The sequence below is a fragment of the Dyella sp. CR10 genome (genome assembly GCF_055814425.1).
The window spans coordinates 4,148,727-4,163,936 of record NZ_CP185986.1; the positions used below are offsets into that span (position 1 = coordinate 4,148,727).

10 protein-coding genes are annotated in these 15,210 nt (G+C 66.4%); 6 read left to right on the plus strand and 4 right to left on the minus strand.

What is annotated here, in order from left to right; all coding sequences use genetic code 11:
- Window positions 1-11: 11 nt before the first annotated feature.
- The 3 genes from ctaD to ACNR9O_RS18755 are packed head-to-tail and all read right to left on the minus strand — an operon-like array spanning window position 12 to window position 3,135.
- Entirely contained in the window at window positions 12-1,628 is a 1,617-nt protein-coding gene (ctaD, locus tag ACNR9O_RS18745; protein WP_473685999.1) for a cytochrome c oxidase subunit I, read from the minus strand.
- A gap of 53 nt (window positions 1,629-1,681) precedes the next feature.
- Entirely contained in the window at window positions 1,682-2,629 is a 948-nt protein-coding gene (coxB, locus tag ACNR9O_RS18750) for a cytochrome c oxidase subunit II (RefSeq protein WP_473685997.1), read from the minus strand.
- A gap of 20 nt (window positions 2,630-2,649) precedes the next feature.
- Window positions 2,650-3,135, minus strand: coding sequence for a DUF2244 domain-containing protein (locus ACNR9O_RS18755; protein ID WP_473685995.1), 486 nt, complete (start codon window positions 3,133-3,135; stop codon window positions 2,650-2,652).
- Window positions 3,136-3,348: 213 nt separating this feature from the next.
- Here ACNR9O_RS18755 and putA point away from each other — a divergent pair, with 213 nt between their 5' ends.
- From putA to ACNR9O_RS18785, 6 genes are all read left to right on the plus strand, one after another.
- Window positions 3,349-6,504 carry a bifunctional proline dehydrogenase/L-glutamate gamma-semialdehyde dehydrogenase PutA gene (putA, locus tag ACNR9O_RS18760; protein WP_473685993.1) on the plus strand — a complete coding sequence of 1,052 codons (3,156 nt, stop codon included), beginning with the start codon at window positions 3,349-3,351 and terminating at the stop codon, window positions 6,502-6,504.
- A gap of 128 nt (window positions 6,505-6,632) precedes the next feature.
- A complete protein-coding gene (locus ACNR9O_RS18765) occupies window positions 6,633-7,718 on the plus strand; it encodes an AraC family transcriptional regulator (RefSeq protein ID WP_473685991.1) in 1,086 nt (361 codons plus the stop codon).
- Between the two features lie 149 nt (window positions 7,719-7,867).
- Complete coding sequence (locus tag ACNR9O_RS18770) at window positions 7,868-9,091, plus strand: parallel beta-helix domain-containing protein (RefSeq protein WP_473685989.1); 1,224 nt, start codon at window positions 7,868-7,870, stop codon at window positions 9,089-9,091.
- A 9-nt stretch (window positions 9,092-9,100) separates the two neighbouring features.
- On the plus strand, window positions 9,101-10,249 hold the full coding sequence (locus tag ACNR9O_RS18775; RefSeq protein ID WP_473685987.1) for an SO2930 family diheme c-type cytochrome: 1,149 nt from the start codon (window positions 9,101-9,103) through the stop codon (window positions 10,247-10,249).
- Window positions 10,250-10,326: 77 nt separating this feature from the next.
- Window positions 10,327-12,789, plus strand: a complete 2,463-nt coding sequence (locus ACNR9O_RS18780) for a TonB-dependent receptor (protein WP_473685985.1) — start codon at window positions 10,327-10,329, stop codon at window positions 12,787-12,789.
- A gap of 6 nt (window positions 12,790-12,795) precedes the next feature.
- Window positions 12,796-14,220, plus strand: coding sequence for a coniferyl aldehyde dehydrogenase (locus ACNR9O_RS18785; RefSeq protein ID WP_473685983.1), 1,425 nt, complete (start codon window positions 12,796-12,798; stop codon window positions 14,218-14,220).
- 19 nt (window positions 14,221-14,239) lie between these two features.
- On the opposite strand, the gene ACNR9O_RS18790 is transcribed toward ACNR9O_RS18785, so the two are convergent.
- Entirely contained in the window at window positions 14,240-15,181 is a 942-nt protein-coding gene (locus ACNR9O_RS18790) for a hypothetical protein (RefSeq protein ID WP_473685981.1), read from the minus strand.
- Window positions 15,182-15,210: the final 29 nt, after the last annotated feature.

Here is a 15,210-nt window from a genome sequence, read left to right on the forward strand (position 1 = left end):
GCCTTTCATCTTCAGTCTTCCACGTGCCCGTGGGCCAGCTCGTCGTCGTGGATCACCGGCGGCAGCTCGAAGGTGTGGTACGGCGCCGGCGACGGCACGGTCCACTCCAGGCCCTTCGCGCCTTCCCACACGCGGTCGGCGGCCTTCTTCTTCGAGAACCACACGGCATGGATGATCACGCCCAGGAAGATCAGCTGCGAGGCGCCGAACAGGAAGCCGCCGATCGAGCTGATCATGTTGAAGTTGGCGAACGCGACGTTGTAGTCCGGGATGCGGCGCGGCATGCCGGCCAGGCCCAGGAAGTGCTGCGGGAAGAACAGCACGTTCACCCAGATCACGCTGTTCCAGAAGTGCACCTTGCCCCAGAACTCGCTGTACATGTGGCCGGTCCACTTCGGCAGCCAGTAGTACGTGGCCGCGATGATCGCGAAGATCGCGCCGGTCACCAGCACGTAGTGGAAGTGCGCCACCACGAAGTACGAGTCGTGGTACTGGAAGTCGGCAGGGGCCAGCGCCAGCATCAGGCCGGAGAAGCCGCCGATGGTGAACAGGATCACGAAGGCGATCGCGAACAGCATCGGGGTCTCGAAGGTCATCGAGCCGCCCCACATGGTGCTGACCCAGTTGAACACCTTCACGCCCGTCGGCACAGCGATCAGCATCGTGGCGTACATGAAGAAGATTTCGCCGCCCAGCGGCAGGCCCACCGCGAACATGTGGTGCGCCCACACGATGAACGACAGGAAGGCGATCGAGGCAATCGCGAACACCATCGCCTTGTAGCCGAAGATCGGCTTGCGGGCGAACGCCGGGATGATCTCCGAGACCAGGCCGAAGGCCGGCAGGATCATGATGTACACCTCGGGGTGCCCGAAGAACCAGAAGATGTGCTGGTACAGGACCGGGTCACCGCCGCCGGCGGCATTGAAGAAGCTGGTGCCGAAGTACTTGTCGGTGAGCAGCATGGTCACCGCGCCGGCGAGCACCGGCATCACCGCGATCAGCAGGAACGCCGTGATCAGCCAGCTCCACACGAACACCGGCATCTTCAGCAGGTCCATGCCCGGGGCGCGCATGTTGAGGATGGTCGCGATGATGTTGATCGCGCCCATGATCGAGCTGATGCCCATCAGGTGGATGGCGAACACCACCGGCGCCACCGAATCGCCCTGCAGCGACAGCGGCGGGTACATGGTCCAGCCGCCGGCGGGACCGCCGCCCGGCATGAACAGCGTGGACAGCAGCAGGGTGAAGGCGAACGGCAGGATCCAGAACGACAGGTTGTTCATGCGCGGCAGCGCCATGTCCGGCGCACCGATCATCAGCGGGATCATCCAGTTGCCCAGGCCCACGAAGGCCGGCATCACCGCGCCGAAGATCATGACCAGCGCATGCATCGTGGTCATTTCGTTGAAGAAGTACGGCTGCACCAGCTGCATGCCGGGCTTGAACAGCTCGGCGCGGATCACCATCGCGAAGCTGCCGCCGATGAAGAACATCAGCAGCGAGAACACGAGGTACAGCGTGCCGATGTCCTTGTGGTTGGTGGACATGCACCAACGCACGAAGAAGTTCTTCGGCGCGCCGTGATGATCGTCGTGGTGGTCGTGGGTGGCTGCGTGGGCCATGGCCTTGCACCTCTACCTTAAGCGGAATTCTGTGGACGGCGCGTACGCCGGAATCAGCCCTTGTGATCCTGCGCTGGCGCGGCGACCTGCGCGGTCTTCGGCGCGGCGGCGCTGGCGGCAGGCGCGGGGGCGGCCGGCTGCTGCTCGGGCTGCGGCGGCTGCGCGGCCTGCTGCTTCTGCGCCAGCCACTGCTCGAATTCGGCCTTCGGCACCGCCTTCACCACGATCGGCATGAAGCCGTGGTCCTGGCCGCAGAGCTCTGCGCACTGGCCGCGGTACACGCCCGGTTCCTTGATGTTGGTCCAGGCCGCGTTGACGATGCCGGGGATGGCGTCCATCTTCCAGCCCAGCGCGGGCACCCACCAGGAATGGATGACGTCGCCGGCGGTGATGACGAAGCGGATCTTGGTGCCGACCGGCACGACCAGCGGCTCGTCGACATTGATGAGGTAGGTGTTGTAGCCGTCGACCTTGACGGCGTTCGGGTCCATGCCCGACTTCAGCTGGCGAGTCTCGTCGCTTTCCTTGTCCAGCTTGGACATGAAGCCGACCTTGTCGATCGCCTTGCCCTGGTACTCGACGTAGTCGTAGCGCCACTTCCACTGGTAGCCGGTGACCTTCACGGTCATCTGCGAGCCGGTGGTGTCGGCGAAGGTCTTCAGGCCGCCGGTGGCCAGGTAGGCCAGTACGATCAGGATGACCACGGGGATGGTGGTCCAGATCACTTCCAGCGTGGTGTTGTGCGACCACTTCTCGGCCACGGCGCCGCGCGATTTGCGGAAGCGGAACATCGCCACGAACATCGCGCCGAACACCACGATGCCGATGACGACGCAGACACCCAGGGCGACGTTATTGAGGAAGTACGGCTCCGAAGACCACTCGGTCACGCCGCGCGTCATGTTCAGCTGACCGGGTTCCGGGTTGGCCCACGCTGCGCTACCGAACAGCGCGCAGACCATTGCCACCCATGCCTTGATCCTGATGCCGCCAGATGTCATGTCTTGCACCCTTGTTGAACCTACCTGCGCGGCCGGCGGTTGAGGTCTGCCAGCAGCACCATGAGTTTCCTCGACAGCTCGGCGCGCTCCTCGTCGGTGAGGAAGGCCCCGATTTCCAGCTCTTTCCCGTGCGACGTCAGCAGCAGGCGATGGCGTCCCTCCCCCTCCTGCAGCCTCACGCGCACCCAGTAGGACTGGAAGCACGCGCCGCGCCGTCCCGGCAGGGACCGCACCTCCACCGACGTGGCGTCGAGGGTGATGCGCTCACTGCGGTCACCGGCCCGCCAGGCCACGCCTAGGGCGAGAGCCACCGCGGTGGATTCGACCAGCGCGAACAGCGGAGCGAACACATTCCCCTGCCACGCGCCCAGTCCGGCCGTCGTCAGCGCCAAAACCGCCAATACCCCGATCAAGCGACGCAAGTCACGCCGGCTGAGAGCGCGATTGGGCTTGAGCCATATCGTCGCGCACGGCAGGCCGGCCGCAGCTGGTCGAAGCACGATCATGGAATAACCGGCGTGCCTGGAACCCGCGAATCATAGGCCGCCGCGTCCGGGTTGGGCAAGAATGACGCAGGGGCTTGACCGGCATCAGGCGCATGCAGCAAGCACCTGCCCGGGCAATACGGCGTTCTCATTCGCCGCGTACGCGTGCGTCCGTTCTCGGGCACCGCGTACAATCGGCGACTTCCCGCGCTCCCCATCCCTCGTGATCTTCCTGTGACCCAGCCCATCCTCAGCCCCGAACTCCCGACCGGCGCGGAGCCGGCCCGTGCGCGCATCACCGCCGCCTGGCTGCGCGACGAGACCGAAGCGGTCAACGATCTGCTCACCCAGGCCACCTTGCCGCCGGCCGAACGCGAAAAGGTGATCGACCTGGCAGCCGACCTGGTGACTCGCGTACGCGCGCGCGCCAAGGATCAGAGCGCGGTCGAATCCTTCATGCGCCAGTACGACCTGTCCAGCGAGGAAGGCGTGCTGCTGATGTGCGTGGCCGAAGCCCTGCTGCGCATCCCGGACAAGGCCACCGCCGACAAGCTCATCCGCGACAAGCTCGGCGATGCCAACTGGAAGAAGCACCTGGGCCAGAGCGAGTCGCTGTTCGTCAACGCCTCGACCTGGGGCCTGATGCTCACCGGCAAGCTGGTCAACCTGGCCGAAGACACCCGCCACGACTTCACAGGCGCCCTGCGCCGCCTGGTCGGCCGCGCCGGCGAGCCGGCGATCCGCCTGGCCGTGCGTCAGGCCATGCGCATCATGGGTCATCAGTTCGTGATGGGCCGCACGATCGGCGAAGCGCTGGACCGCTGCGCGCAGAAGGAATATGCGGTCTACCGCTACTCCTACGACATGTTGGGCGAGTCCGCGCTCACCAGCGAAACCGCCGAGCGCTACCAGCAGGATTACCGCAACGCCATCGCCGCCATCGGCGGGCGCGGCCCGTTCGCCAACCACACCGACGCGCCCTCGATCTCGGTCAAGCTTTCGGCGCTGCACCCGCGCTACGAAGTGGCCAAGCGCGAGCTGGCCCGCCGCGACCTCACCGCCAAGCTGCTGGAGCTGTCCCAGCTGGCGATGAAGCACGGCATCGCGCTGTCGGTGGATGCCGAAGAGGCCGACCGCCTGGAGCTGTCGCTGGATATTCTCGGCGACGTCTTCGCCGATCCCTCGCTGCAAGACTGGAACGGCCTGGGCATCGTGGTGCAGGCCTACTCCAAGCGCACCCCGTTCGTGATCGACTGGCTGATCGAGACGGCCCGCGCCACCGGCCGGCGCTGGTACGTGCGCCTGGTGAAGGGCGCGTACTGGGACGCCGAAGTCAAGCGCGCGCAGGAAAACGGCCTGCCCGGCTACCCCGTCTATACGCGCAAGCCCAACACCGACGTCTCCTACCTGGCCTGTGCGCGCAAGCTGTTCGATGCCGGCGTGGAGCTGATCTACCCGCAATTCGCCACGCACAACGCGCACACCATCGCCGCGGTGCATCACCTGTCCAAGGGACGCCCCTACGAGTACCAGCGCCTGCATGGCATGGGCACCGACCTGTATGCCGAAGTGATCGGCAAGCAGAACCTCGACGTGCCCTGCCGCGTGTATGCCCCGGTCGGCACGCACGAAGACCTGCTGCCGTACCTGGTGCGCCGCCTGCTCGAGAACGGCGCCAACACCAGCTTCGTCAACCGCGTGGTGGACGAGAGCCTGCCGGTGCGGGAGCTGGTCGCCGACCCGTGCGAAACGGTGCGTTCCTTTGCCTCCATCCCCCACCCGCGCATTCCGCTGCCGGTGAATCTCTACGGTGAACTTCGGAAGAACTCCATGGGCGTCAATTTCTCCAATGACAACGAACTGAAGGCCCTCGCCGAGACGGTCAACGCGAAGTCCGGCCCCTGGACCGCGGCCCCGCTGGTGCCGGGCGCCAGCAGCGCCGGCGCCACCGTGCAGGTGACCAACCCGGCCGACCGCCGCCAGGTGGTGGGCAGCTACGTCAGCGCCGACTCCGCCACGGTCGAGAAGGCCCTGGCCAACGCCGTCGCCGCGCAGCACGGCTGGGACCGCCTGCCGGCCGCCAGCCGCGCCGCCATCCTCGAGCACGCCGCCGAGCAGCTCGAAGCGCGTCGCGGCGAGTTCATCGCCCTGTGCGTGCGCGAAGCCGGCAAGGGCCTGCCCGACGCCATCGCCGAGATCCGCGAGGCGGCCGACTTCCTGCGCTACTACGCCACCATGGCGCGCCGCTATTTCGGTCAGCCCGAGCAACTGCCCGGCCCGACCGGCGAGAGCAACCAGCTGTTCTTGAACGGCCGCGGCGTGTTCGTGTGCATCAGCCCGTGGAACTTCCCGCTGGCGATCTTCCTGGGCCAGGTCGCCGCCGCGCTCGCCGCCGGCAACAGCGTGATCGCCAAGCCGGCCGAGCAGACCAGCCTGATCGGCTATGCCGCGGTCAAGCTGCTGCACGAAGCCGGCGTGCCGGCCGATGTGCTGCAGTTCCTGCCGGGCGACGGCGCCACTGTCGGTGCCGCGCTCACCCGCGACCCGCGCGTGGCCGGCGTGGCCTTCACCGGCTCCACCGAAACCGCCTGGGCGATCAACCGCGCCCTAGCCGCACGCAATGCCCCTATCGCCGCGCTGATCGCCGAGACCGGCGGCCAGAACGCGATGATCGCCGACTCCTCGGCTCTGCCCGAGCAGATCGTCAAGGACGCCATCTCCTCCGCCTTCCAGTCCGCCGGTCAGCGCTGCTCGGCCGCCCGCGTGCTGTACGTGCAGGAAGACATCGCCGACAAGGTCTGCGCGATGCTGGCCGGCGCCATGGCCGAGCTGAAGGTCGGCGACCCGTCGCAGCTGTCCACCGACGTGGGCCCGGTGATCGACGAGGACGCCCGGAAGATCCTGGTCGACCATGCCGCACGCATGGACAAGGAAGCGAAGAAGATCGGCGAGGTCGCGCTCGACCCCGCCGCGACCGGCAACGGCACCTTCTTCGCGCCGCGCGCCTACGAAATTCCCGGCCTGGCCACGCTGACCCGCGAGATCTTCGGGCCGGTGCTGCATGTGATCCGCTGGAAGGGCAGCGAGCTGGACAAGGTGGTCGACGAGATCAACGCCACCGGCTACGGCCTCACCCTCGGCATCCACAGCCGCATCGACGACACCGTCGAGTTCATCCAGAGCCGCGCGCGCGTGGGCAATTGCTACGTCAACCGCAACCAGATCGGCGCGGTGGTCGGCGTGCAGCCGTTCGGCGGCGAAGGCCTCTCCGGCACCGGCCCGAAGGCCGGCGGCCCGCACTATCTGTTCCGCTTCGCCGGCGAGCGCACGCTCACCGTCAACACGACGGCCGCCGGCGGCAACGCTTCGCTGTTGACCATCGGCGAATAAGCAAGACCTTCCGAGGGGCGCGCAACGCGCCCCTCGCGTTGTGCGCCGCGCAAGCGGCGCCGCGGCCCGCGTGCTATAGAAACGCCTTCGCCGCCGGCTCCGCCGGCCCCGCTGGAGTTCCTGGCACGATGGCACGCCCCGCCGCCCTGGTCGGTTCCTCCTCTCATGCCGCCGGCCCCGCGCTGGCCGCGGACGATCCGCGCTACACCGCGGCGGAGTTCCCGCCCAACAAGCTGCTCTACCTGACCCAGATGGCCGACGCGCTGGGCGTGGACAGCCGCCCGTGGTTCGCCGGCCTCGCGCTGAGCCGGGCCCAGATCGCCGATCCCGCGCTGCGCGTTTCCTATCGCCAGGCCAGCCTGTTCGTACGCCGTGCGCTGCAGGCGCTGGACGTGCCCGACGCGGGCCTGCGCATCGGCCGCGAAGGCACCATTGGCGGCTTCGGCCTGCTCGGCCTCGCCATGATGACCTCGCGCACCTTGGGCGATGCAATGCTGGCCGGCATCGCCCATCACAAGATCTGCGGTTGCCTGCTGGCGCTGAATTTCGAACAGCTCAGCGAGCGCGAAGTGGCGCTGGTGGCGTGGCCGCGCTTCGGCGATACCGAACTGCTGCCGTTCTTCTGCGAGGAACTGTTCGCCAGCTGCCTGATGATCGCGCGCGAACTGGTCGGTCCGGAGCTGCGTCCGGTGCGTGCGGAATTCAGTTTCCCGCGCCCCGCGTATGCGCGCGCGTACGAAGAACTATTCGAGTGCGAGGTGCGCTTCGGCACACCGCAATGCCGGCTGCTGATCGGCACCCAGTGGCTGGCTCGCCCGCTGCCCGGCCACAACCCGCTGACCGCGAAGCAGGCGCTCGCTCTATGCGCACAGCAGCTCACGCCGGATGGCGGCGAGCCGCACCAGGAGATCGTCGCCGCAGTGGAGCGCCTGCTGCGCGGCCGGCTGCGCCAGCAGCCGAGGCTGCAGGACGTGGCGCGCACGCTCAACCTCAGCGAGCGCTCGCTACGGCGCAAGCTCGCCGAGAGCGGGCGCATCTTCCGCGAGATCCACGACCGCGTGCGCGCCGAACGTGCGCTGGAACTGCTCCAGGCCGGCGCGCTCAGCGTGGCCGAGATCGGCAGCGAACTGGGCTTCAGCGATCCGCGCGAGTTCCGTCGCGCATTCAAGCGCTGGACGGGCATGCCGCCGCAGGCGGCGCGACGCGCCGCCTGAAGCGCGGAAAGCGCGCCACCTTGGCCGCTCTGCCCCCCATACCCTGGCCGTTTCCCCCTCCCCGGAGGCCGGCGCTTGCGTAACAGTGGGCCGTCGTGGCGACCTGCGATCCCGTCGCCATTCGGTTTACTTGGGGAGGTTCACCGGACATGCGCAAGTTGCTTTTCATCACCTCGCTCGCGGCCGGCCTGACCGCCTGCGGCGGCCACGACCAGCCGGCTGCCCAGGGCGGCGACGAAGCCTTCCAGGCCAAGCTGCAACAGCAGTTGCTGGACGCCAAGCCGGGCAGCGTCATCGAGATACCCGCCGGGCACTATCACCTCAATCGCGGCCTGAGCCTGCGCACCGACGGCGTCACCATCCGCGGCGCCGGCAAGGACAAGACGGTGCTCTCGTTCAAGGGCCAAGTGGTCGGCCCCGAAGGACTGCTGGTGAACGCCAGCGACTTCACCATCGAGAACCTGTCGCTGGAAGACACCAAGGGTGATGCGCTGAAGATCAACCAGGGCAAGAACATCACCATTCGCGGCGTACGCGTGGCCTGGACCGACGGCCCCAAGACCACCAACGGCGCCTACGGCCTGTATCCGGTGAAGACCGAAAACGTGCTGATCGAGGATTCCTCGGTCACCGGCGCATCCGACGCGGGCATCTACGTGGGCCAGTCGAAGAACATCGTGGTGCGTCGCAACCGCGCCGAGCAGAACGTGGCCGGCATCGAGATCGAGAACTCGATCGACGCCGACGTCTACGACAACGTCGCCACCGGCAACACCGGCGGCATCCTGGTCTTCAATATGCCCAACCTTTCGCAGGCCGGCAGAGCCACACGCGTGTTCAAGAACCAGGTCAATGCCAACAACCTCGACAATTTCGCTGCGAAGGGCGCGGCAGTGGCGAGCGTGCCGGCAGGCTCCGGCGTGGTGGTCAATTCCAACGACAAGGTGGAAATCTTCGACAACGACATCGCCGAGCACCGCACGGCGAACGTGATCATCTCCAGCTACTTCTCCACCAACTACTACAACACCAAGGGCGTAGCGGCCGACTACAACCCGTACCCGAAGGGCATCTTCGTCTACGGCAACCGTTTCAAGGGCGGCGGCGACTCGCCCGACGGCATGAAGCTGAAGATGCTCAAGACCGCCGTGTACGGCATGAGCGGCAAGTTCCCCGACGTGCTGTGGGACGGCTACGCCGATACCAGGCACGGAACGCTATCCGATGAAGACCGCATCTGCATTCAGGGCGCCAGCGGCGTGCTCAATGCGGACGGCCCCAACGACTACAAGAACCCCAGCACCGACACCAAGCCGTTCGAATGCACGCTGCCCAAGCTGCCGCCGGTCGTGCTCGACGCAGCGAAGTCCTGAGGCGTGGCGATGCGCAAGCGGTTCTTCATGAGCGCATTCGCGCTGCTGGGCGCTGTCGTTCTCGTCGGCTGCCAGCAGGGCATGGCGCCGGTGGCTTATCACGCCGACGGCCGGCCACCGAAGCTCAGCGAGTGGCACGTGGTGGAAGCACGCGACGGCAAGTTGATGCTCAATCAGGGCGTGGTGCCCTACGACCTCAACACGCCGCTGTTTACCGACTACGCGCACAAGCTGCGCACCGTCTGGATGCCCAAGGGCACCGCGGCGAAGTACGACGCCACGGACACCTTCGACTTCCCGGTCGGCACGGTGATCAGCAAGACCTTCTATTACCCGAAGACGGCGGACGGCAAGACGGGCGACGTAGCGCGCACCTATGACAGCTCGCACGATTTCGCCGGCGAAGGACTGGATCTGTCCAAGGTGCACCTAGTCGAAACGCGCATCCTGGTACATCGTCCCGACGGCTGGGCGGCGATTCCTTATGTCTGGAACGACACGCAGACCGAGGCCGATCTCGCCCGTACCGGTGCCGTGCTCCCGCTCACGCTGGTTGCCGACGACAAGTCGCGCGAAGACTTCAACTACGTCGTGCCCGACGAGAGCCAGTGCTCCAGCTGCCACGCGCAAGACTGGGTCACGCGGAAGATCCATCCGATCGGCCCGAAAGCGCGCCATCTCAACCGCGATTACCACTACGCAGACGGCACGCAGAACCAGCTCGAGCACCTGACCAAGGTCGGCTACCTGACCGGCGCGCCCGCCTCCGCCCAGGCGCCGCGCAATGCCAACTGGATGGACGAGCATGCCGCGCTGGACGCCCGTGCGCGCGCCTACCTCGATATCAACTGCGGCCACTGCCACAACGCCAAGGGCGCGGCCAACACCACGGCGCTCACACTGGATGCGAGCGCGGCGGAGGACCGCCACCTGGGTATCTGCAAGCCGCCCGTCGCGGCCGGCCGCGGCACCGGCGACCACTTGTTCGACATCGTGCCCGGCCAGCCGGACGACTCGATCATCGCCTACCGCATGGCCTCGGCCGATCCCGGCGAGATGATGCCGGAGCTGGGCCGCAGCACCGTCCATCGCGAAGGCGTGGCGCTGATCAAGGCCTGGATCGCCGCGCAGCAAGGGGGCTGCGTGACCGTGCGCTGACGCGCGCCGCTTACACAAGAACCACAGCACGGCGATCGCGTGGGGACGCGGCGCTGTCCACGAGGGGAGAACCGCTGATGAGCATCCGTCCACGTCCGCTGTCCGCGAGCCTGCGCCAGCTGCTGGGAGGCACCGCATTGCTGCTGTGCACGCAGGCCGCGCTGGCCGACGAGCAGAACGCGCCCGCCGGTCCGCAGAGCGGCACGCAAGACCAGAAGGCCGATCCGGGCAAGGCCAAGCTGCTGGACAACATCACGGTGACCGCGCAGAGCCGCAGCCAGGAAATGCAGTCGGTGCCGATCCCGCTGCAGATCGTCACCGCCAAGCAGGTCGATACGCTGGCGGCGACCGATCTGAGCAAGATGGACTTGTTCGTGCCCGGCCTGGTCATCACCCAGGATCAACCTACCCAGCCCAATTATCAGTTGCGCGGCATTGCCACCAGCGACTTCGGCATCGGCACCGAACCGGCCGTGGGCGTGTATATCAACGGCGTGTACGCGGCGCGCTCCGGCGGCGCACTGCTGGCCTTCAATGATCTGGCCCGCGTGGAAGTGCTCAAGGGGCCGCAGGGCACGCTGTTCGGACGCAACGCCGCGGCCGGCGCGATCTCCATCGTGACCAACGAGCCGACCGACCGTTTTGAAGGCAAGGCGCGCCTGCGCGTGGGCAACTACGGCAAGGTCTATGGCGACGCGCTGTTGAATGTGCCGATCAACCGTGACATGGCGCTGCGTGTGAGCGCATACGACAACCAGAGCGACGGCTGGGTCAAGGATGCCGCCACCGGCAAGCGCTATGGGGAAGACAACGACTGGGGCACACGCGCGGTGTTCCGCTGGAACCTCACGCCCGACACCCGCATGCTGCTGTCGTGGGATCACGAGAAACTCAACCAGCCGCCACATCCTGCGTTCGGGCTGGTGCCGCTGTCGAACGACACCAATCAACGGCCGCCGTTCCCGCCGGATCCCACGACCTATCTCAACCCGCTGCATGCGCCGCTGTACAACGACGCGGTCGGCGGCGGCGAGTCGCGCACCTTCGACGGCGTGACGCTGAGCTTCGACCACTCCTTCAGCTGGGGCAGCCTGGTCTCGACGACGGCGTGGCGCGGCTTCGACACGCTCAATCGCGGCGATTACGACGGCACCAACCACATCGTCTCGTACCTGGACACCGCCAACATCGAGCACAACAACAGCTGGTACCAGGAATTCAAGCTATCCGGCACGACCGGCATCGCCGACTGGGTGGCGGGCGCGAGCTATTACCAGGAGCAGGCGCGCCAGACCAGCCAGACCAACATCTTCACCGACAGCCTGGACACGCTGGCCAACAACGTGATGGGCGTGGGCACGCCGCTCACCGACATCAGCAACGCGCTGGGAGCGATGGGCCTGCCGTACACACTGCTGGGCGATCCCTGGCACGAGGCGATCAGCAACGTGGGCAAGTTCAAGGCGTATGCCGCATTCGGCGACGTGATCTGGCACATCAACGATCGCTTCAACATCACCACCGGCATCCGCTACACGCGCGACCAGAAGACGTTCTCCTGGTACAACATGCCGCGCAGTGCTCCGCAATTCGACGGCACCATCCAGGCGCTGGACCAGGCCGGCGTGATCGCAATGCTGCCACCCGAAGCGCAGATGGCGCTGGCGGCGTTCGGTAACAACATCATCTTCACCGATGCGGTCGGCGTGCCGGTGCGCTTCCACAACACCTGGAACGACGTCAGCCCGCGTCTGGTGCTGGACTACAAGTTCACGCCGGACGTGATGGGCTATGCCTCGGTGACCAAGGGCTACAAGGCCGGCGGCTACAACAGCGTGCAGGTCGGCTCGCGCTTCGCACCGGAGAAGGTGATCAATTACGAAGCGGGTATCAAAACCACCTTTCCCGAGCACAATCTGCTGCTCAACGGCTCGGTGTACTACTACCGCTATGACAACAAGCAATCGCTCAGCCTGGATCCGAACAGCGCCGGTTCCGGCGTGCCGCGCTACCTGGTCAACAGTACCGACCAGGAGGCCAAGGGCTTCGAACTGGAAGCGCTGTGGCAGCCCGTGCGCGATCTGCGCCTGAACTTCACCGGTGCGTATATCGACTCCACCTACCGCAGGGCAGTCGCCGATTCCGGCGCGGTGCTCACGGGCCAGCCCACCGGTGAACCGCGTTTCTCCTACACCGCGGGATTGGCGTATACGTGGCGCAACGTCGTCGGCGGCCAGCTGGAGTTCGACCTGAACTATGCCTACCGTGGCAAAACCCGCTGCAACAACGATTCACGCCTGCAAGGCGAATGCGTCATCAGTCCGAACTTCAAGGTCGGCGAAGCGCAGCACCGCACCGATGCGCGGCTGGACTGGCATGCGCCCGGCGACCGCTGGGGCGTGGCGCTGTACGCTAGCAATCTTTTCAACGATCGCTACGTCACCGGCGTGAACAACATCAGCACCACCGTGTTCGGCACGCCATATGCCAGCATCACGCCACCGCGCATGTGGGGCGTGGAACTTCGCGCGAAATTCTAAAAGCCGATGAACGCCGCCGACTCGCACGACCTCGATTCGCTCGAACTTGAGCTGCTGCGCATGCGCGACGCCCACGCACGCAACCCCATGCCGGACTGGCCTGCGCGCGCGGCACGGCTGCGCGCACTGCAGGCACTGATCACGGAGCATCGCGGCGATATCGTCGACGCGATCGATCAGGACTTCGGCGGCCGGCCCGCGCAGGAAACCGACCTGCTGGAGATCTTCCCCAGCCTGTCGGCGATCCGCCACGCGCTGCGCCACGGCCGCCGCTGGATGCGGACGCGCCGCAGCCTTCCCGGCCTGCTGTTCATGCCCGCGCGCAACGAACTGCATCCGCAACCGCTGGGCGTGGTCGGCATCATCGTGCCGTGGAACTATCCGCTGTACCTGGCCGCCGGCCCGCTGATCGACGCACTCGCGGCGGGCAACCGCGCGATGGTGAAGATGAGCGAGTACACACCGCATTTCTCCGCGCTGTTCGCACGGCTGGCGGCGCGCTATTTCAAGCCCGAGGAACTGCGCATCGTCACGGGCGACGCGGACGTGGCGCAAGCGTTCTCCGCGTTGCCCTTCGACCATCTGCTCTTCACCGGCTCCACCGCGGTGGGTCGCCACGTGATGCGCGCCGCGTCGGCCAACCTTACGCCGGTGACGTTGGAGCTCGGCGGCAAATCGCCAGCCATCGTCGGTCCTGGCGCGCGTTTCGACAACGCGGTGGAACGTATCCTGGTGGGCAAGCTGTTCAATGCGGGACAGACCTGCATCGCGCCGGACTACGTCCTGTTGCCGCGCGAGCGCGTGGCCGAGTTCGTCGCCGCCGCACGCGCCACGGCCGCGAAGCTGTTTCCGCGCCCGGTCGACAACGCGCAATACGCCAGCATCATTTCCGAACGGCAGTACCAGCGGCTGGCCGCTTTGCGCGACGATGCGGCGCGCGCAGGCGCGAAGATCGAGCCGCTGGGCGACGGTGGCGACGACGTAGTGCGGCAGCGCATGTTGCCGGTATTGCTCACTGGCGTGAATGAGAGCATGGCCGTGATGCAGGAAGAAATCTTCGGCCCGCTGCTGCCGCTGGTGCCATACGACGACATCGACCAGGCCATCGCCTACGTGGCCGCCCACCCGCACCCGCTGGCGCTATATCTGTTCGAGCAGGATCAGGCGCTGATCGAGCGCGTGCTCGCGCACACCAGCGTCGGCGGCGTCACCATCAACGACACGCTCTACCACATCGCCCAGCACGACCTGCCGTTCGGCGGCGTGGGGCCATCCGGCACCGGCGGTTATCACGGCGAAGCGGGCTTCCGCACGTTCTCGCACATGAAGCCGGTATTCCGGCAGGCGCGGCTCAACGGGGCTGGGTTGCTCAATCCGCCGTATGGAGAGCGGTTCCGCAGGATGCTTCAAATCATGCTCAAGCGTGGCTGAGCCGGTTGATCCGTCGCGATCACGGCGCACCGCCACCACGCAGCGTCGACCTCAGGGCCGGACGATCGAATGTGTAAGGCACTTCCCAGCGTAGAGGTTGCCCGCGCGCATCCGTGCAAGGCACGCCCGCCATGGGAAGGACGGATAGGTCATCGGCGATCCGGGCTATCGCCCGCTGGATACGCGAGGGTTCGAGCTCGGGCTGATTTGCAGTCAACTCGGCGCGGCGTGAGCAGCCTTCAAAACGGATGACAGTCGAGTAATAAATGGCGCCAAGGCTCAAGCGCTCGCGCATCGTGACCAGCAGCGCCGGGTCCTGTTCAAGCAGGTTCAGCGCCGCCTTCTGGTACGCAATCACACGCTCGACTTGATCATCCGCCAGTCCGCTGTCGGCACTTAGAGTGGAACGCTTCTCCGACAACTGGCTATCCGACCGTGCATACCAGCGATAGGCTTCGCCATAGTCCTGCGGCGCGATCAGGCCGCGCGCATGCAGCAGACCAAGCTTGGACGCCGATCGTTTATCGCCGCGCTCCGCGCTGTGCCTGAGGTAGGCGAGCACTCGGTCGCGCTGCGAGTCCGTCATGGGCTGGCCGTGACCATAGCAATCCATCCAGTCATCGGCGATCCGTGCCATGGCCGCCGGGTCTCCTTGCGCTGCCCGTTGGAACTCCGTCTGGCGATCACGTGCCTGGGTGTCAAACCAGGTCCGCGCGGGCCCGCTCAACTTCTCATCGACCCGCGCGATGGCAACGGCCAGCTCGCTCTCGTCAAGGCAGCCTAGCTGCTTGTCGCTTTCCTGGACGCCGACCTCCGTCGCTGGCGGCCCAGCAGCCGGCTCCTGCGCGCAGAGCGCACCACTGGCGAGCATCCACCCTGCGAGGAAACATCGAGTAAGCCAACTTCTCACCTGCGAGCGGGCGCGGCACGCCTCGACAACCGCTTCAATGGTCATTTTCATCAACACCTCCTTGAGCAGCGATCGCGCCA